We start from the raw sequence: 19,055 nt of genomic DNA, 5'->3' as shown, positions 1-19,055 counted from the left end.
CGCCGCGTTCGGGATGGACGGATGGGTGCTGGTCCTCGCGGTCACCATTCTCCGCATACGGGCGGCCCGTGCGGGCATGCCGTCCGGCCTCGACGATCGCGTCGGGCTCCGGCCCTGTCCTCAATCGCCGGACGGGCTGAAGACGGCTGAGCCCAGCCAAATCAAGCCCGTCCGGCGATTGAGGACGCGCCCGCAGGGCGCCCGCCGCCGCAGGCGGCAAGGACGGCCCGCGGCCGGAGACCCGCGCCCGCCGCCGCAGGCGGCAAAAACCGGCCCGCAGCCGAAGACCCGCCGGACACCGAGTTCACCCGCGAAGCCCCGTCCGCAGGACGACCCGGCGGCCATTGGCCTCACCGGCCTCCACCCGCCGGTGCGCCTCCGCGGCCGCACTCAGCGGCAGGACGTCCACGGCGCGCGGCCGCAGCAGCCCGGCCGCGAGCAGCCGGTTGATGGCCCCGGCCGCCTCGGCGAGCTCCCCGGTGCTCGCCTGCGAGATCGCGAAGCCGACCACGGAGGCGTCCTTGAGGTACAGCGGGCCCACCGGCAGCACGGGCCGCGTCCGCAGCCCGGCGAGCAGCACGATCCTGCCGCGCTTGGCCAGCAGGTCGACGGCGGTGGGCAGGTCGTTGCGCGCGGAGGTGTCGATGTAGAGGTCGGCGCCGTGCGGGCACGCCGCGCGGACGCGGTCCGCCTCGTCGGGTTCGCGGTAGTCGATGACCTCCGCGGCGCCCAGCGAGCGGCAGTACTCGGCGTCCTTCGCGCTCGCCGTCGCCACGACGCGGGCGCCCGCCCGCGCGGCCATGACGACGAGGGCGCCGCCGACGTTCCCGCCGGCCCCCGCGACGACCACCGTCTCCCCGGCCCGCAGCCGGCCGTGGGTGAACAGGGCGAGATAGGCGGTCGCCGCCGGGTGCGCCAGCGCGACCGCGTCGGCCGGGTCCACCCCGTCGGGCAGGTGGTAGAGCCGCTCGGACGGCACCACGACCCGCTCGGCCGCGGCGCCCTGACGGCCCCCGTGGCCCATGCTGTTGGACCACACGACGTCGCCCGGCCGGAAGTCCGGCGCGCCCGGCCCGGCCTCGGCGACCGTGCCGACCAGGTCGCGGCCGACGACGAACGGGAACTCGACCGGGGTGCGCCAGGCACCCGAACGCACAAAGGTGTCGACGTGGTTGACGGTGGCGACCGTGACGTCGACGATCACATCGGTGGGGCCTGCGGGGACAACGGGCAACTCGCCGTACTGAATGACGTCCGGCGGCCCGAGCTGTTCGATATAGGCGGCGCGCTTGATCACGGGCAGATCCTGACAGCCGCCGGCGGACGGCGTCTGCCGTCGCCCCGGATTTCGCCCGCCCTCTGTCAAGTCACCCGGGGGCAGCGCCCGTCCCGCCGGCCGCGGACGACGCCCCGTGTGCGGCCGGGCAATTGGCCCAAGGAATTCCCGGCCGAGTGGCCCACAACCCGGGTCCACTGTCCGGCTTATGGTCGCCGCGTGACCAACGATCAGCAGACACCGGTGAAGAAGACCACCGTCGACTTCTACTTCGACGCCGCATGCCCCTTCTCCTGGATAGCCTCCCGCTGGATCCTGGAGGTCGAGGCCCGGCGCGACATCGACGTCAGATTCCGCGCCATGAGCCTGTTCATGCACAACGAGGGCAATGACCTGCCCGAGTGGTACCGCGAACTGGTCGACAAGTCCATCGGCCCGGCGCGCGTCGCGGTCGCCGTGGCCCAGGGGCACGGCGAGGAGCACCTGCGCGACCTTTACACCGCCTACGGCACCCGCATCCACCAGGGCAAGAACGAGGACTTCGACGCGGTGGTCCGCGAGAGCCTGGCCGAGCTGGGCCTGCCCGCCGAACTGGCCGCCGCCGCCCACGACCCCGGCCTCGACGCGGCCCTGCGGGCCAGCCACGACCAGGGCAAGGACCCCGTCGCGGAAGCGTACGTCGGCACTCCCACCCTGCACATCGACGGCGTCGTGTTCTTCGGTCCCGTCCTCAGCTCGATACCGCGCGGCGAGGACGCCGTACGGATCTTCGACGGTGTGCGCCTGCTGACCTCCTATCCCGACTTCTTCGAGCTGAAGCGCACCCGCACCGGCTCGCTGAACGTCGACTGACCGCCGTGCCCCTCGACTTCGCGGAGATCACGCCCGGCGACCCGCGCATGGCGTCCGGCGTCCGGCCGCTGCTGCGCGCCCTGCGCCCGGCGCTGAGCGAGGACGACTGCGCCCGCTTCGTCACCGAGGCGCACGGGCAGGGCCTGGTGTTCCTCGCCGCGTACGACGCGGACGGGGCCTGCGCGGGCGTCGCCACGTACCGCGTGCTGGCGACCAGCCGCGGCCGGGTGCTCCAGGTCGACGACCTCGTCACCGAGCCGCGGCTGCGCTCCACAGGGGTGGGGACGGGCCTGTGGGAGGAGCTCGTCGCCCGGGCCGGACGCGCAGGCTGCGCGCGCGTCGAGCTCGACTCGGGCGTGACCAACCGGGGGGCCCACCGCTTCTACCACGCCCGCCGGATGGCGGTCTCGGCCTTCCACTTCGCCCACGACGTCACGGCGGGGTGAGGCGGGAGGCCGGTCCGTACCGGCCTCATACGACAGAGATCCCGTCGCTCGATGCGACGGGATCTCTCTTTCTCGCGGCGGCCGGCCCGGTGGCGGGTGTGCTCGCCGTGTCGAGCAGGCCGGTGCGGGCGATCAGATAGCCGAGCTGTGCCCGGCTGCGACTGCCCAGCAGGTCGGCCGACTTCTTCACATGGGCCGAGACCGTGCGGGTGCTGATCCCCAGCCGGGCCGCGATGGCCGCGTCCGTGTGGCCCCGCACGATCAGTTCCAATATCGCGCGCCGGGTCTCGTGGGTGAGGGTTTCCGGGCCGTTGTTGCCGTTCTCGTGCAAGGGTTTCGCGCGCTCCCATATGTACTCGAAGTACTTGAGTAAATACTGGATGACGCCGCGGTCCTGTATGACCAGCGCGGAGGTACGGCGCTGCTGGTCACCGGGGATGAAGGCGACCGAGCGGTCGCAGATGATGAGGCGGTCGATGACCTCGTCCACGGTGCGGACCTGGGCGCCGCCGGCGCTGATCCGCTCGATGTAGGCGAGCGTGGGGCCGTGCGAGCGCACGGTGTGCTGGTAGACGGTCCGCTGGCGCACCCCCCGGGCGCTCAGCGCGAGATCGCGGTCCAGGGCCTCGGCGAGCAGCTCGGGATCGCGGCCGCCGCCGGGCTGTGCGGTCAGCAGCTCGCGGCGGCAGGAGCGCACGGCCTTCTCCAGGGCCGCGCTGATGGCGTCCTCGCCCAGGATCAGCCGCACCGGTGCCGAGCGCTGCTGCACTTCCTGATAGACCGTCTCCAGGCGGGAGACGGACACCCTCATGGAGGCCAGCGCGTGCTGCTGGGTGAGGATGGAGCGCTCGATGGGGCGCGCCATGTCGAAGAGGGCCACGTCGGGGGGCACGGGGACGTACGTGCCGAGCGCGTCCGGCGACGGGCGCAGCAGTCCGAGCTCCAGGAGGCAGTGGGGCACCGGGCCCGAGGCGGTGCCCTGGATCAGCGCCTCGCGGTAGTGCTCCATGCCGGGGCCGCACACCTCGATCTGACTGTTCTGTCCGGTCTGATCACGTCTTACACACATTCGCTCCCCCTTCTGGTTTCCGCACTTCTCGATCATGATGCCATTCAGGACTGATGAATGATGAAGTTTTGTCGTTAGTGTCCTCGACGGCGCCGGAAAACAAATGCGCCGGAATGCCGAAGAGGTGGGGACCATGAATCACCGCGATATTTCTGGAATCTTCGATCTTCTTTCACCGGTAGCGTCCACGGGATTTGCTCTCTCCGAACAGATCGGAGTGTCGGATTCCGGTAACCGTCCTTCCGTAAAGGCCGCCACAGCCGCCGAGCCGTCGGCCCGCCGCGATTCCGCGTGGGGCTGAGCGGGCCGCCCGGCCCGACCGGCTTCCCCTTTATCAAGAGACATTCCAGGAGGTGGTCCGCATGGCCGGAACGGCCGTGGTGACCGGTGCGAGCAGCGGGATCGGCGCGGCCACCGCCCGCCGGCTCGCCGCCGCCGGCCACGACGTCGTCGTCATGGCCCGGCGCGAGGAGCGGCTGACCCGGCTCGCCGAGGAGATCGGCGGGCGGGCACTGCCGCTCGACGTCACCGACGCGGCGGCGGTCGAACAGGCCGTGGCCGCCCTGGACCGCTGCGACGTCCTGGTCAACAACGCCGGCGGCGCCCTGGGCGCCGACCCGGTGGGCCTGGCCGACGCCGACCACTGGCAGTGGATGTTCTCGGTGAACGTCCTCGGCACCCTGCGCGTGACCCAGGCGCTGCTGCCCCTGCTGCGCAAGGACGACGGCGGCACGATCGTCAACATCACCTCGACCGCGGCCTTCGTCAACTACGAGGGCGGCGCGGGCTACAGCGCGGCCAAGCACGCCGAGCACGCCCTGACCGAGACCCTGCGCCTGGAGCTGTGCGGGGAGCCCGTACGGGTCGTCGAGATCGCGCCCGGCATGGTGGCGACCGAGGAGTTCGCCGTCAACCGCTTCCAGGGCGACGCCGCCAAGGCGGCTTCCGTATACGCCGACGTGGACCGGCCGCTGACCGCCGAGGACGTCGCCGAGTGCGTCGCGCTGGCCGTCGGGCTGCCGCAGCACGTCAACGTCGACCAGCTGGTGGTGCGCCCGCTGGCACAGGCGGCACAGCACCGGATTCACCGCGGGCCGCTGTTCCGGGGCTGACCGGGGCCGGCCGCAAGCGATCCCGGGGGCGACCCCCGGAAACAGGGAGACAGTTCCGTGAAGTTGTACCGTGAGACCCTCACCCCCCAACTGCTCCAGTACGACGACTTCGACGACCGGGGCGAGGTGCGCTACCTGCCCTACCTGATGTACTTCCACCGGGCCGGCTACCGCTCCGACGTGATCAACACCGACCGGCTGGGCTTCCGTCTCTCCCACGGGCCGGACGGCCGCACCGCCTCGGCGGCCGGTGACGTGCCCCAGGGCCCGGTGAAACTGCTCATGGGCAGCTCCACGGCGCTCGGCATCGGCGCCACCAGCGACGCCGCCACCACCCCCTCGCTGCTGTGGTCCAAGTACGCCCCGTCCGCCCCCTGGCTCAACTTCTCCGGCCGCAGCTACAACTCGGCCCAGGAGCTGATGCTCTACACCCTCCACCGCCACCTGCTGCCGGAGGTCGAGGAGATCGTCGTCGTCTCCGGTCTCAACAACCTCGCGCTCTCCCTGCTTCCCGAGTGGCAGCACGGCGAGCACGGCGCCTTCTTCTTCTGCGGCGAGTACTACGAGTCCGTGGAGGAGCTGCGGGCCAAGGCGCGCAAGGAGGCGGCACCGCCGGCCAAGGGCTTCAGCCTGCGCGGCGACCGCAAGCCCGCCCCCGCCCGCCCGGCCCCGCCGGAGCGCAAGCGGCCGCTGTCCGAGCTCATCGGCACCGCCGTCGAGCTGACCGGCCGCCACCTGGAGACGCTGCGGCAGCTCGTGGGCCCCGACGTCCGCATCACCTTCGCCCTCCAGGCCATGGCCCCGTGGCTGCGCGAGGAGCACGCACCGCAGGAGAAGCTGCTCTTCGACGAGCTGAACAGCCTGTCGAGGAACGGTTCCTTCGAGGAGAACTACGGCGTCATCGCCTCCATCGAGGCCGGCCGCGCCTACGCCGACGCCCTCCGGCCCGCCTGTGAGAAGGCCGGCGCGCGGTTCTTCGACCTCAACCCCGTCGTCGCCGACGCGATCACCACGAAGGACTGGATCTTCGTCGACCGCGCCCACTACACGGACCTGGGCCACGACATCGTCACCCGCGTCATGGCCGACACCCTCGGCCTGTCCTGACCGCACCCTCCCGCCCAGCCACCCACTTCCCCGGAAAGGGCGTGCCCGCCATGTCCATCGTGCGAAAGATCCTGGACGCGTTGTTCCGCCGCAAGCCGAAGAAGAAGAACGACGCCTCGATCTACCCCATGTTCTAGGGGCCCGGCGGACTTCGGCTGCGGGCCGGGCCGTCCTTGCCGCCTGCGGCGGCGGGCGCCCTGCGGGCGCGTCCTCAATCTCCCCCAGCTACCGCTGGGAGGTGCCCCCAACGGGCTGAAAGCAGCTGAGCTCAGCCGAAATCAAGCCCGTCCGGCGATTGAGGACACCACCGCGCAGCGGTGGTGCGCACGACGCAGCCCGCAGCCGCCCGCTCACATGACCCGCCGGACACCCCCGCCGGCCCAAGGCGCCCCGCGTTCCCGATCAGCGATCGACAAGCGAAGGAGGTAAGAGGTTGCCGACCGACACCCCGGCGTCCCCTGCCCCGAGCCCTCACCGGCGGCGCGACGCCCAGGGCGCGTCTCGCGGCGTCTACGCGCGGGCCGCCGACCCGGAGTGCTCGCTCCCCGGCGGCCGGCTCCTGGAGGAGATCCGCGCCGAACTGCGCCGCGCCCCCGACCCGGGACCGGCCACCCGCGACGACCTCGCCGGACGGGCCGCGACCTGGGCGGCCGGGGAGCGGCAGCGCTTCAGCGCGCTCCTCGGGCAGGCGGACGACGACGGGACCCGCGACGCCCTGGTGCGCCGCGCCGCCCTCGCCTGCGCACCGCTCGCCCTGATGTCCGGCGCCTGGCTCCAGTGGCTGAGCTCCCCGGCCACCGCCGACGAACCGGTCGCCCTGCGCGTCCTCACCCTCTACGCCGACGACGTCGGCGCCGGCCACCCCGGGGCCTCCCGGGGTAGCGCCTACCTGGCACTGCTGCGCCGGCTCCTGCTCTCCGAACACGCCGTACCGGCGGCCCGGCTCGCACTCGACCAGCGCATCGACGACGCGGCCTTCCGGCTGCCCGGCCTGCTGCTGGCCATGAGCCGCAGGCCGGAGGACTTCCGGCCCGAGATCCTGGGCGCCGACCTCTGCCTGCGCCACGCCGGGACGCCGCCCGCCCTCGCCCTGGTCCGCGACGCCCTGCCGGGCACCATCGACTGGCCGGCCGTCGACCCCGCCGCCGCCCGCGCCGAGGGCGGCCCCACCGGCCTCGACCGCGCCCGTACGGCCGTCGACGCCCTGCTGGCCGACGACCCGGAGGCGGAGCCCCGCGTCATCGCGGGCCTCGCCTGGGCGCTGGACGCCCTGCGCACCTGGAGCGCGGCCCTGCTCGCCGAGCTCGACGCCTCCCGCGACCCGGCCTACGACATGGCCGAGCTGATGCGGCTGCGCGCCCGGGAAGGCGCGGTCTACCACCACGACTTCGCCGTCGAGGGCCGCTCGCTGTCCGCCTGGCTCACCGAGTGCCGCACCGACCCGGCGCCACTGCTGGGCGTGCTGTCCCGCAGCCGCCTGGTCAAACCGGGCCGCTCCGCGGCGAGCCCGCTGGTCAACGGACTGGTCAGTGAACGCGGGCCGATGTTCCGGGTGTTCGCGCCCGAGGACCTCACCGTGATCCGCCGCTGGATCGACTCCCTGCCGGCCGACGGCTCCGGCGCCGCGGCCGCCACGCCCGTACCGGACGTGGAACCGCTGCGCCTGCCCTCCCTGGACACGGCACCGGCCGACCGGGGCCGGGCACCCGCCGACCTGCGCGAGGCGTACTGGATGCTGCTCAACCGCGCCGGCACCCCGGCGCTGCGCGGCTGGGCGGTGGACTACGTCCGCGGCTGGCTGGCGCGCTCGCGGCACGGCATCGACCGAGTCGACACGCTGCCCGGGGCGTGGAATCCGGCGGGTCTGCGGCCCTGGCTCGCGGAGCAGCACGACCTGCACGGCCAGGAGTTCGCCGAGGGCCGCGAGGCGCCGCCGGCCGGCCGGGCCGAGCTGATCGACTCCACCGTGCAGCTGGCGCCCCTGACCCTGATCGACGGCAGCTGGCTCCAGGGCTTCACCGACTACGAACAGGCCGCCTCGGAGATCGGTTTCTCCCTCTTCGAGACCTACTGGGACGAGCTCGGCAACGGCGAGGAGCGGCTGAACCACCCGCTGATCTACCGCGAGGTGCTCGCGGAGATGGACGTGAAGCTGCCGCCCACCGGCTCCCGGGAGTTCTCGCGCTGGTCCGGCTTCCGGGAGAGCTCCTTCGAACTGCCCGTCTACTGGCTGTGCGTGGGGCGCTTCCCGCGCACGTTCCTGCCCGAGGTCCTCGGCCTGAACCTGGCGATGGAGCTGTCCGGCGTCGGCGGTTCGTACCGGCGGGCCAGGATCGCCCTGAAGTCCCACGGCTTCAGCACCCGGTTCGTCGACATCCACAACACCATTGACAACGTCTCCAGCGGGCACTCCGCCTGGGCGGCCGACGCCGTCGACACCTACATGGCCGGCGTGCCCCTCTCCGGCGGCCCCGGCGGCCGCGACGAGGTCTGGACGCGGGTGCGCGTCGGCTACCGCTCGCTCAACCCCCCGGCCGGGTTCCTGGCCCGCCAGGCCGCCCGGCGGGCGGCCCGTACCAGCGTGAAGGAGCACAGGCATGTCTGATCTGGTTCTGGGCGTCTCCGCCTACTACCACGACAGCGCGGCGGCCCTGGTCGCGGACGGTGTCCCCGTCGCGGCGGCCCAGGAGGAACGATTCACCCGGCGCCGCCACGACTCCGCGTTCCCCGCGCAGGCGGTCGAGTACTGCCTGCGCGAGGCCGGTGTCACCCTGCGGGACGTCTCCGCGGTCGCCTACTACGAGGACCCGGCGCTGAAGTTCCGCCGGGTGCTGACGACCCTGGCGGGCGCGGCCCCCAAGGGCTTCGCCTCCTTCGAGCACACCCTCCCCGAGTGGCTGGCCTGGAAGCGGCGCACGGCCGACACCGTCCGGCGCAGCCTGCTCGAACTCGGCCTGGGCCGGGTTCCGGAGATCAAGGTGCGCCGCCACCACGAGTCGCACGCCGCCTCCGCCTTCTACCCCAGCCCCTACGAGTCCGCCGCGGTGCTGTGCATCGACGGCGTCGGCGAGTGGGCGACCACCACGATGTGGCACGGCCGCGGCGACCGGCTGCGGCCCGTCGCCGAGCTGCGCTTCCCGCACTCGCTGGGCCTGCTGTACTCCGCGTTCACCTATTTCTGCGGCTTCAAGGTCGACTCCGGCGAGTACAAGCTGATGGGCCTCGCGCCCTACGGCAAGCCGCGCTTCGCCGGGCTCATCCGCGAGAAGCTGATCGACGTCAAGCCCGACGGCTCCTTCCGGCTCGACATGCGCTACTTCGAATACCTGCGCGGCCAGGTCATGACCGGCCGGGCCTTCGAGAAGCTCTTCGGCGGGCCCCGGCGCCGCTCCGAAGGCGCGCTGACGGAGCGCGAGTTCGACCTCGCGGCATCGGTGCAGCAGGTCACCGAGGAAGTGGTGATCAAGCTGGCCCGTACGGCGCGGGAGCGCACCGGCGAGTCGCGGCTGTGCCTGGCCGGCGGCGTGGCGCTCAACTGCGTGGCCAACGGCAAGGTGATCAAGGAAGGGATCTTCGACGAGGTCTGGATCCAGCCCGCCGCCGGTGACGCGGGCGGCGCCCTGGGCGCCGCCCAGGCGGTGGCCGCCGAGCGCGGCGCCCGCCGCACCCACCTGGGCACCGGCCGGGACGCGATGTCCGGCTCGCTGCTGGGCCCCTCCTACAGCGACGACGAGATCGCCGCGTACCTCGACGCCAAGGGCGCCCCGTACACCCGGCTGGAGCCGGACGCGCTGGCCCGCGAGGTCGCCAAGGGGCTGGCCGCCGGAAAGATCGTCGGCTGGTTCCAGGGCCGGATGGAGTTCGGCCCCCGCGCGCTGGGCGCGCGCTCGATCCTGGGCGACCCGCGTGACCCGGTGATGCAGTCCGCGATGAACCTGAAGATCAAATTCCGGGAGTCCTTCCGGCCGTTCGCGCCCTCGGTGCTCGACACCGAGACCAAGGACTACTTCGATCTCCAGCAGGAGAGCCCGTACATGCTCGTGGTGACCGACGTCGCCGAGGCGCAGCGCGTCGAGGCCAAGGCCCCCGAGAACGCCTCCGGGCTGGATCTGCTCAAGGTCCAGCGGTCGACGATCCCCGCGGTCACGCACGTCGACTCCTCGGCGCGGGTGCAGACCGTCTCCGCGCACAACAACGAGCCGTACCACCGGCTGCTGACGGCGTTCAAGGAGGAGACCGGCTGCCCCGTGGTCGTCAACACCTCCTTCAACGTGCGCGGCGAGCCGATCGTGAACACGCCGGACGACGCCTACACGTGCTTCATGCGCACCGACATCGACCTGCTGGCGCTGGGCGGCTTCCTGCTGGAGAAGTCCGCGCAGCCGGAGTGGCGCGAGGAGAACGACTGGCGCGAGGCCATCCCCCTCGACTAGGCCGTGTCCGGCGGATCTTCGGCTGCGGGCCGGCTGTGCCGCGTGGCCGCCTGCGGCGGGGCGGGTCCTCTTTGCCGCCTGCGGCGGCGGGCGCCCTGCGGGCGCGTCCTCAAGCTCCCCCAGCTACCGCTGGGAGGTGCCCCCAGACGGGCTTGATTTCGCTGGGCTCAGCCACCTTCAGCCCGTTGGGGGCACCCCCAGCGGTAGCTGGGGGAGATTGAGGACACCGCCGCGCAGCGGTGGTGCGCACGACACGGCCCGCAGTGCCCGCTCACATGATCCGCCGGACACGGCCTAGCCCACCCGGGACGGCCCTCTCCCGCCCTGACGAAGACGACCTCTTGGAAAGAGCAGGCCGATGCGCAAACCCCTTCTCATCGCTGTCTACTACCTGTTGGTCACGCCCATCGGCCTGCTGAGCCGGCTGGTGCGCGACCCGCTGACCCGCCGCTGGGACCGCGGCGCGCGGAGCTACTGGATTCCCGTCGCGAGCCATGACTGAGCCGGCGACCACGCGAGTGACCGATCGGAGCCCTCGATGACAGGCGGCATACGACTGTCCCAATACCGTCTCGACGACGGTACGCGAGATGTGCTGGGCAAGGAGATCTCCGCGCGCGTCGCGGCGACGGAACTGGACTCGGACGCCGACGAGGCGATCCTGGCCACCATCGGCGCCCACGCGCTGGGCAATCTGCTGCCCGGGCAGGTCCTGCACGAGCTGGAGATCTTCTCGGTCGCCGGCGCCCACGCCCTGCTCCTGGGGAACCTGCCCCGCCAGGACTTCCCTCCCACCCCGGTGCACGGCTACGGCGACGAGACCGCCCTGGCCGCCACCAACGCGCTCCACTTCGGGCTGCTCCAGTTGCTGGGCCGCACCCCGTTCGCGGTGAGCTACGAGAACGACGGCCGGCTGGTCCGCAACGTGGTGCCCAACCCGGCCGCGTCCGGGATCACCAGCTCCTGGGGCGCGGACTCGGAGTTCTTCTGGCACTCCGACCAGCCCCACCTGCCCTTCGGCGAACCCGGCACGGACCCCCGGCTGTACGTGCCGCACTACCTGTCCTTCTACGCCGTGCGCAACGCCGAACGCGTCCCCACGGAGCTCACCTCCGTGGACGGCATCGCCGACGCCCTGGACGAGAGCACCCTGCGGCTGCTGGAGCGGCCCGAGTACGCGGTCGGGGTGCCCGCCTCCAACGACGCCGACGCGCCCGTACGGCAGCTGGAGAACGCTCGGCTCCTGGAGACCGGCCCCGACGGCCGCCGACGGGCCCGCTACGACCAGGGCACCACCCGGGGCCTCACCGAGGACGCGGCCGCGGCCCTCGCCTCGTACGGCGACTTCCTGGCCGAGGTCCCGACCGCCGACCTCATGCTCACCCCCGGCGACTTCATGATCTTCGACAACTGCCGGGTGCTCCACCGCCGGCGGGCCTTCACCCCCCGCCCCGACGCCGAGGCGCGCTGGCTGCGCCGCGTCTACGCCAGCTGACCCGGGCCCGGGCCCCCACCGGCCCGGGCCGCGCCGACCACCAACCCACAGACACCACAAGGAGTCCGCATGTCCCGGAAGTTTCGCGTTGCGGTGATCGGCGGCCGTCCGGCACCGATCAACGGAGCCAAGGACCTCGACATCGACATCGTGCTCGTCCACGAGAAGGGCGCGTACGACGAGGCCGTCGCGGAGCACTGCGAGCGGATCATCCACGCGCCGCTCGACGACGGCCCGGCGATCCTGGAGGTGCTGCGCCCGCTGCACGAGGAGCGCCCCTTCGACCGGGTGATGACCACCACCGAGCCGGCGGCCGAGTCGACCGGCTTCGTGGTCGACGCCCTCGGCCTGCCGGGCGTCAGCGAGGCCACCGCCCGGGCCCTGAAGGACAAGGCCCTCACCCGTGAAATGCTGGCCAAGCACGACCTGAGCCCGGTCCGCTACCGCGTCGTGCGCAGCGTCGAGGAGGCCACCGACTTCCTCGCCGAGGTCGGCGGCCCGATCGTCATCAAGCCCGTCGACGGCGTCGCGAGCCTGCACATCCACGAGATCTCCGAGCCCGGCCAGGTGGCGGCCGCCTGGGACGCCCTCCAGGCCGCCGGCGCCACCGCGCCCATCGCCGAGGAGTTCCTGACCGGCCCGGTCGTCAGCGTCGACTCCTTCTCCTTCGAGGGCCGTCACCTGACCATCGGCTACTCCGAGTACCGCATGAACGACCGCTTCGTGGAGTGGGAGGTCAGCACCCCCAGCCGCGTCGCCGTGCCGCAGCTGGCGGAGCTGCGGGCGCTGACCGTCAAGCTGCTGGACGCCGTCGGCCTCACCGAGGGCCCCTCGCACAGCGAGTTCGTCCTCACCCCCGACGGTCCGCGCGTCCTGGAGTCCCACGCCCGGCTCGCCGGCAGCGGGGCCCCCGAGCTCGTACGCCGCGCCTTCGGCCTCAGCCTCAACCGGATGTTCCTCACCGTGCCGCTGGGCATCGACGAGCTGCCCGAGACCTCGCCCGAGCCCATCGGCGGCGCCGCGGTGCGCTTCTTCACCCCCGACGCCGGCCCGGTGCGCGCCGTCGACGTGGACGAGGACATCCCGGCCGTCGTCCGCCGGCTGCCCAAGGGCGAGGTGCCCCTGGTCTTCCTGCCCTACCTCGACGAGCTCACCGGCCACGAGGTGGCGGCCGTCATCCAGAAGAGCCCCGGCGACGAGGTGCCCCCGCTGCTCACGGTCGCCGACTGCGTCTCCGGCTATGTGATCGCCTCCGGCCGCGACGCCGACGACGCGGTGGCCAAGTGCGACGACATCAACGACCGCGTCCGCTTCCGGATCGGCTGACGGTCCGCCCGACGAGGGACCGCACACCGGCCGGGCCGCCGCCTCGCGCCGTCGACCGAGGGGAGAACCCTGTGCACAACAACGCAGCGGAACTGCTGGAGACGGCGCACAAGGCCGTCGCGGACGAGTTCGGCCCGGACGACGGCCTGGCCCGGGTCGCGCTGCACCTCATCGAATGCGCGACGGACGTCGTGGAGGGCCTGCCCGGCACCGACCTCGACGCCGCCCACGAGGCCCTGCGCGCGGCCCGCGCCGCCGTGCTCACCGCGACCTACGCCGTACGCCACATCCACGACCACGCCAGAAGGGAACAGCCTTGAGCGACCACATCCTGGTCATCCACCGGTGGCGCGACCGGTACGCGCTGTACGCGGACTACATCGACCACAGCGCGCACCACGTCACCTACGTGACCACGGTGCTGGGCAGGCAGTCGATCCCCGACAGCGCGGCGGGCATCGTCACCGTCCGGGAGACCGACGACTTCCACCAGGTCAAGCAGGCCGTGGACACCCTCTCGGTGCGGTTCGGCCCGCCCGCCCGGGTGGTGGCGCTCAACGAGGGCGACCTGGACACGGCGGCCCTGCTGCGGGCGCAGCTCGGCTGCCCGGGCCAGAGCCCGATGGAGCTGGCGCGGTTCCGCGACAAGCTGACGATGACGGAGATCGTGGCGTGCGCCGGGATCCGGACGCCCGCCTTCGCGGACGCCCCGGACCCGGAGGCGGTGCGGGAGTTCGCCGAAACCCACGGCTGGCCGGTGATCGTCAAGCCGCGGCGCGGCACCGCCAGCCGGGGCGTCCTGCGGATCGGCTCGCCCGGCGAGCTGGACGGGCTGGCGGCCCAGCCGCCGGAGGCCCGGCTGGTGCAGACGTTCTGCCCGGACGGCATCTTCCACGTCGACGGCGTGTGGACGGGCACCGCCCTGGGCCCCTGGCGGGCCTCGCGGTACGTCAACACCTGCGTCGACTTCACCGAGGGCCAGGCGCTGGGCTCGGTGGAGGAGGACGACCCCGCCCTCCTCGGCCCGCTGGGCGAGTTCACCGCCGCCGTCGCGGCGGCGCTGGGCGGCCGCCGGCCGTGGGTGTTCCACCTGGAGGTGTTCGTCGGGCCGGGCGAGGGCGGCGGCTCGCCGCGCCTGACCTTCCTGGAGGCCGGCTGCCGCGTCGGGGGAGCGGAGATCCCGTTCATCTGGCGCGAGGTGCACGGCCTGGACCTAATGGCCGCCGCGGCCGCCATCCAGCTCGGCCACGACCCCGTGGCCGCCCCCTCCTCCCGCCCTCGGCAGGACGGCCGGGGCGGCTGGCTGCTGGTGCCCACCCCGGTGCCCGCCCCCTGCGAGGTCGTCGCCGCCGCGCTGCCGTCCGCCGGCGGCACCGCAGGCCCGTACACCCAGGTGGTGCCGCCGGTGGGGTACGTGATGCCGAAGGTCGGCGGCTACGAGCACGTGGGCGCCCGGTTCCGGTTCCGCGGGTCGACAACTCACGAGGTGGAGAAGGCGATTCAGGCCACCGCCGACCAATTCACCCTCGACTGCGTTGCGGTTGAATACCCGAGGTCACCCGTCAGCCGGGGCGGCTGTGGTCTCGACCGCTAGCCGACGCCCCGTTCGGTAAGGAGTTCTATGGTCAGCACGCACGCCGTGGTCGGCATGGCCCTCGTCGCCCTGGGCATGGTCCTGACTCCCGGCCCCAACATGATCTACCTGGTGTCGAGGTCGGTGACGCAGGGACGCAAGGCCGGAATGGTCTCCCTGATCGGCGTCGCCGTCGGCTTCTTCGTCTACCTCCTCGCCGCGATCGCGGGCATCGCCGCCCTCTTCGCCCTGGTGCCCGCCGTCTACACGGCGGTCAAGCTGGCCGGCGCCGCCTACCTGGCCTGGCTCGCCTGGAAGACGCTCAAGCCCGGCGGTGTCTCCGCCTTCGACCCCAAGCCGCTGCCGCCGGACCCGCCGCGCAAGCTCTTCACGATGGGCCTGGTCACCAACCTCCTCAACCCCAAGATCGCGATCCTCTACATCTCGGTGCTCCCGCAGTTCGTCGAGCCCGACCGGGGCAACGTGGCCGGCCAGAGCCTGATACTCGGGCTCACCCAGATAGCCATAGCGATCACCGTCAACGGTCTGATCGCCATGGCGGCCGGCTCCATCTCCGGCTTCCTGCGCAGCCGCCCGCGCTGGCTGAGCATCCAGCGCTATGTGATGGGCACCGTGCTCGCCGGCATCTCCGTGCGGGTCGCCCTCACCTGACACCCGCGAACGCCCCTCCCGTCAGCCCGTGCCGAACCCTTCGGCACGGGCTGATCTGCGTCGTCAGCGGGTCGGTAGGACGCCGTTAGGACGCCTGTAGGGCGGCGGTATGCCGGCGTCAGCGAATCGGTAGAGCGGGCTGGTGTGCTGGACGGAGTCGCGGCGCTCAAGCGCCTCCGAAGGGATGGATCCCGTCCATGACAGCATCGCCGCCCCGACCGCAGGAACACCGTCCGGCGGACGGAGCCCTCGCCGAGCGCGTAACGGCCGCCCTCCGGCGGCGGACCGGCCCGGAGCCGTTCACCGACGCGACCGAACTGGCCGCGCTGGGCGTCGACTCGCTCCTGCTGCTGCGCGTCATCGCCGACCTCGCGCTCGACCCCACCCAGGAGATCGATCCTCAGGGCCTCGCCGAGGTGATCACCGTCGCGGACCTGCGCGCGTTCGTCGCCCGCTGGCACGCCGCGTCCTGACACCACCGGCCCGAGCGACCCGTCCGGCGGACGGTGAGGAGAGAGAAGAAGAGTGGAGTACCGCCAAGAACTGCCCGTGACCCCCTCGCAGCGCAACCTCCTGTTCCTCCAGGAGGCGGTGGACCGCAAGGACCTCTACAACATCGGCTTCCGCGTCGTCTTCGACACCGTCGTGGAGGCCGGCCGGCTGCGGACCGCGCTCGACCGCCTGCTGCGCGTCCAGCCCACCCTGCGCACCGAGTTCGACCTGTCCTCCGGAACACCCCGCGCGGTGATCACCGAGCCCGCCGGGGCGCCCCTGGAGATCGTCGGCCACACCGCCGGGGACGGCGACTGGGAGCCCTGGCTGGAGGCCCGGAGCCGGGAGTTCGCCACCGAACCGGTCGACCTGCGGCAGGCACCGCTGTGCCGGTTCCGGCTGCTGCTCGGCGAAAAGCGCTCCGCGCTGCTGTGCAACGTCCACCACGCCATCAGCGACGGCGTGTCCATGGAGGTCCTCCTCGACGAGCTGTGCGAGGGCTACCGGGACGCGGACAGCGGCGCCGGCGCGGTGGCCGAACGCGAGAGGTGGCTCAAGGCCGAACTCGCCGCCCAGTGCGCCGCGTCCGAGGCGGCCGTCGAAGCCGGGGCCGTACGGGACCTCGCGGCCGCGCTCGCGGACGTCGCCCCGACCACGCTCCACCCCCTGCCCGGCCGCCCGGCCGACACCGGGTTTCGCGGCGGCATCCTGCGCGTCCTGCTGCCCACCGAGGAGCGGGCCCGCCTGGAGCGGACCGCGCGGCAGCTGTCGAGGACCCCGTACTGCATCCTGCTCGCCGCCTACGCGGTCCTCCTCGGCGACTACTCCGGCAACCCCGACGTCGTCGTCGGCAGCCCCTTCTCCGCCCGTCGCACCATCGCCTCGCACCAGCTGTGCGGCTTCTTCGTCAACACCCTCCCGGTCGTCCTGCCCGCCGTGGACCGGCCGTTCGACGAGCACCTCGCCGCCGTGTCCGAGCGGGTGCGCGAGGCCAAGCGCTACCAGTCGGTGCCCTTCGACGCCCTCGTCACCGAGCTCGCCCCCGAGCGGTCCTCCAACCGCAACCCCGTCTTCCAGTGCATGTTCGCCATGCAGGACGGGCTGCGCACCCGCCGCGAGCTCGCGCCCGGCGTCGGCGCCCGCGTCGAGTTCGTCCACAACGCCACCTCCAAGTTCGACCTCTGGCTCGGCGCGACCCCGGTCGACGACGGCCTGGAACTGGAGCTGGAGTACGACGCCGACCTGCTCCCGGCGTCCTACGCCGAGCGGTTCCTCGCCGAGTACCGGCAGCTGCTGTCCGGCGCCCTCACCACCCCGTCGGCCACCACCCGGGAGCTGCTCGGCGCGCTCGACACCCGCGAGCGGCCCGTGCTGCGGCAGGGCGGCGGCGCCGACGGGCGGGCCGAGGGCGGCCTGCTCGGCATGGTCCTCGCCGCGGCGCGGCGCACCCCGGACGCCGTGGCGGTCACCGAGCCCGGCAGCCCCGGACTGAGCTACGCGCAGCTCCTGGAGCGGGCCGCGCGCGGCGCCGCCGGGCTGCACGCCCGCGGAGTGCGGCGCGGCGACACCGTCGGGCTGGTGCCCGACTCGCTGCCCGACACCGTCACCGCGATGCTCGCCATCCTGTGGTGCGGCGCCGCCTATCTGCCGATCGACCCCGCGCTGCCGGCCGACCGGCTGTCCTACATGCTGGCCACCGCCGGGAGCCCGTTCCTGATCAGCGCCCGGCCGGTCGTCCCCGACGAGCCCCCGCGCGCCGCCATCGGCGACCTGGAGGCCGCCGGCGGCGCCCGCCTCCCGGAACCGGCGGGCACCGACCCGGTGTACGTCATGTTCACCTCGGGCTCCACCGGCCGGCCCAAGGGCGTCCGGATGGGCCAGGCGGCGTTGATCAACCTGCTGCGCTGGCAGACGGACGCCCTGGCGATGGGGCCGGACACCCGGTTCCTGCAGTTCGCGCCGCTCGGCTTCGACGTCTCGTACCAGGAGATCTTCCCGACGCTCGCCGTCGGCGGCACCGTCCACGGCCTGGGCGCGACCGACCGCAGGGACCTCGACCGGGTGACCGCCCTCGTCGACGAGGCCGCCCTGACCCACGTCTACCTGCCCGTCGCCGTGCTCGGCGCCTTCGCCGCCTCCGCCCTGGACGCCGGCCGCGGCCTCGCCGCGCTGCGGTTCCTGTGCGTGTCGGGGGAGCAACTGCACCTCGACAGCCGCGCCGAGCGGTTCCTGGCCCGCGCCGAGGGCTGCCGGGCCGTCAACCTCTACGGGCCCACCGAGACCCACGCGGTGACGTACCAGGTGCTGCCCGGCGGCGACCACGAGCGCCCCGCGCACGTGCCCATCGGGCGGCCCCTGACGGGCGTCGACGCCTACCTCCTCGGCCCGGACGGCCACCCGGTGCCGCCCGGCGCGGTGGGCGAGCTCTATCTGGGCGGGGTGTGCACCGCCGACGGCTACGTGGGCGACGAGGAGCGCACGGCCGCCGCGTTCCTGCCGGTGCCGGGCGACACCACGGGCACGGACCGGATGTACCGCACCGGCGACCTGGCGGTGCTCGCCGAGGACGACACGCTGATCTTCCTCGGCCGGCGCGACGCGCAGGTCAAGGTGCGCGGCCACCGCGTGGAGCTCGGCGAGATCGAGACCGCGGCCGAGCGCCTGCCGGCCGTGGCCGCCGCCGCGGCCGCCGTACGGGGCGCCGGCGAGCAGGCCGCCCTGTGCCTGTTCGTACGGGCCGCCGAGGGCGCGGCACCGGCCGAGGGCGAGCTCCGCGCCGCACTGGAACGGACCCTGCCGACCTACATGATCCCCCGGCACATCGTGACCGTGGAGTCCGTGCCGCTCACCCCCAACGGCAAGGTCGACCGGCCGGCCCTGCTGCGCCGCTTCGAGGCGGGGGAGTTCACGGCCCTCGCCGCCGGCGGGCCGGCCACCACCTGGGAGCCGACCGGCACCGAACGCGAGGTCCGCAAGCTGTGGGGCGAGCTCCTCGACCGCGAACCGGCGGGGCCCGAGGACTCCTTCTTCGCACTGGGCGGCAACTCCTTCGACGTGCTCAAGCTCGTCACCGCGCTGGAGCGCACCACCGGGCTGCGCGTGCCGGTCGGCGTGTTCTTCCAGCGGCCGACCGTCCGCGCCCTGGCGGCCCACATCGACGAGGAAACGGCCACGCGAGAGGGGCCGGCCCTGTGAGGAGCGG

The 19,055-nt window shown here is 72.9% G+C and carries 16 protein-coding genes; 14 read left to right on the top strand and 2 right to left on the bottom strand.

Annotation, left to right across the window (positions count from 1 at the left end):
* Positions 1–304 precede the first annotated feature (304 nt).
* Entirely contained in the window at positions 305–1,297 is a 993-nt protein-coding gene (locus J7E86_RS07245; RefSeq protein WP_308312505.1) for an NADPH:quinone reductase, read from the bottom strand.
* Between the two features lie 198 nt (positions 1,298–1,495).
* Here J7E86_RS07245 and J7E86_RS07240 point away from each other — a divergent pair, with 198 nt between their 5' ends.
* Entirely contained in the window at positions 1,496–2,128 is a 633-nt protein-coding gene (locus J7E86_RS07240; RefSeq protein WP_215080674.1) for a DsbA family protein, read from the top strand.
* A gap of 5 nt (positions 2,129–2,133) precedes the next feature.
* On the top strand, positions 2,134–2,574 hold the full coding sequence (locus J7E86_RS07235) for a GNAT family N-acetyltransferase (protein WP_308312504.1): 441 nt from the start codon (positions 2,134–2,136) through the stop codon (positions 2,572–2,574).
* Between the two features lie 25 nt (positions 2,575–2,599).
* On the opposite strand, the gene J7E86_RS07230 is transcribed toward J7E86_RS07235, so the two are convergent.
* Positions 2,600–3,643 carry a LuxR C-terminal-related transcriptional regulator gene (locus tag J7E86_RS07230; protein ID WP_251018777.1) on the bottom strand — a complete coding sequence of 348 codons (1,044 nt, stop codon included), beginning with the start codon at positions 3,641–3,643 and terminating at the stop codon, positions 2,600–2,602.
* Between the two features lie 362 nt (positions 3,644–4,005).
* Between J7E86_RS07230 and J7E86_RS07225 the strand changes: the two genes are divergently transcribed.
* The 12 genes from J7E86_RS07225 to J7E86_RS07170 all read left to right on the top strand — a co-directional run bounded on the left by J7E86_RS07225 (position 4,006) and on the right by J7E86_RS07170 (position 19,048).
* Positions 4,006–4,755 carry an SDR family oxidoreductase gene (locus tag J7E86_RS07225; RefSeq protein ID WP_215080672.1) on the top strand — a complete coding sequence of 250 codons (750 nt, stop codon included), beginning with the start codon at positions 4,006–4,008 and terminating at the stop codon, positions 4,753–4,755.
* Between the two features lie 57 nt (positions 4,756–4,812).
* Positions 4,813–5,862, top strand: coding sequence for an Inducer of phenazine A (locus tag J7E86_RS07220; RefSeq protein ID WP_215080671.1), 1,050 nt, complete (start codon positions 4,813–4,815; stop codon positions 5,860–5,862).
* A gap of 433 nt (positions 5,863–6,295) precedes the next feature.
* Positions 6,296–8,467, top strand: coding sequence for an iron-containing redox enzyme family protein (locus tag J7E86_RS07215; protein WP_215080670.1), 2,172 nt, complete (start codon positions 6,296–6,298; stop codon positions 8,465–8,467).
* Positions 8,460–10,295 carry a carbamoyltransferase gene (locus tag J7E86_RS07210; protein ID WP_215080669.1) on the top strand — a complete coding sequence of 612 codons (1,836 nt, stop codon included), beginning with the start codon at positions 8,460–8,462 and terminating at the stop codon, positions 10,293–10,295. Before J7E86_RS07215 ends, J7E86_RS07210 begins: the two co-directional genes overlap by 8 nt.
* A 358-nt stretch (positions 10,296–10,653) precedes the next feature.
* A complete protein-coding gene (locus J7E86_RS07205; protein WP_215080668.1) occupies positions 10,654–10,797 on the top strand; it encodes a hypothetical protein in 144 nt (47 codons plus the stop codon).
* A gap of 36 nt (positions 10,798–10,833) precedes the next feature.
* Positions 10,834–11,790, top strand: coding sequence for a TauD/TfdA family dioxygenase (locus J7E86_RS07200; RefSeq protein ID WP_215080667.1), 957 nt, complete (start codon positions 10,834–10,836; stop codon positions 11,788–11,790).
* Positions 11,791–11,859: 69 nt separating this feature from the next.
* Positions 11,860–13,116: an ATP-grasp domain-containing protein gene (locus tag J7E86_RS07195; protein WP_215080666.1), complete on the top strand. Its 1,257-nt coding sequence runs from the start codon at positions 11,860–11,862 to the stop codon at positions 13,114–13,116.
* Between the two features lie 71 nt (positions 13,117–13,187).
* Positions 13,188–13,436 carry a hypothetical protein gene (locus J7E86_RS07190; protein WP_215080665.1) on the top strand — a complete coding sequence of 83 codons (249 nt, stop codon included), beginning with the start codon at positions 13,188–13,190 and terminating at the stop codon, positions 13,434–13,436.
* On the top strand, positions 13,433–14,710 hold the full coding sequence (locus J7E86_RS07185; RefSeq protein WP_215080664.1) for an acetyl-CoA carboxylase biotin carboxylase subunit family protein: 1,278 nt from the start codon (positions 13,433–13,435) through the stop codon (positions 14,708–14,710). The genes J7E86_RS07190 and J7E86_RS07185 overlap by 4 nt, the downstream gene beginning before the upstream one ends.
* A gap of 27 nt (positions 14,711–14,737) precedes the next feature.
* Positions 14,738–15,361, top strand: coding sequence for a LysE family translocator (locus J7E86_RS07180; protein ID WP_215080663.1), 624 nt, complete (start codon positions 14,738–14,740; stop codon positions 15,359–15,361).
* Positions 15,362–15,558: 197 nt separating this feature from the next.
* Positions 15,559–15,834, top strand: a complete 276-nt coding sequence (locus J7E86_RS07175) for a phosphopantetheine-binding protein (protein ID WP_215080662.1) — start codon at positions 15,559–15,561, stop codon at positions 15,832–15,834.
* A gap of 52 nt (positions 15,835–15,886) precedes the next feature.
* Positions 15,887–19,048 (top strand): non-ribosomal peptide synthetase, encoded by a 3,162-nt coding sequence (locus tag J7E86_RS07170; protein WP_215080661.1) that lies wholly within the window; start codon positions 15,887–15,889, stop codon positions 19,046–19,048.
* Positions 19,049–19,055: the final 7 nt, after the last annotated feature.

The sequence above is a fragment of the Streptomyces sp. ISL-11 genome, assembly GCF_018614525.1.
GTDB lineage: Bacteria > Actinomycetota > Actinomycetes > Streptomycetales > Streptomycetaceae > Streptomyces.
This window is presented reverse-complemented; position numbering and strand designations above follow the sequence as displayed.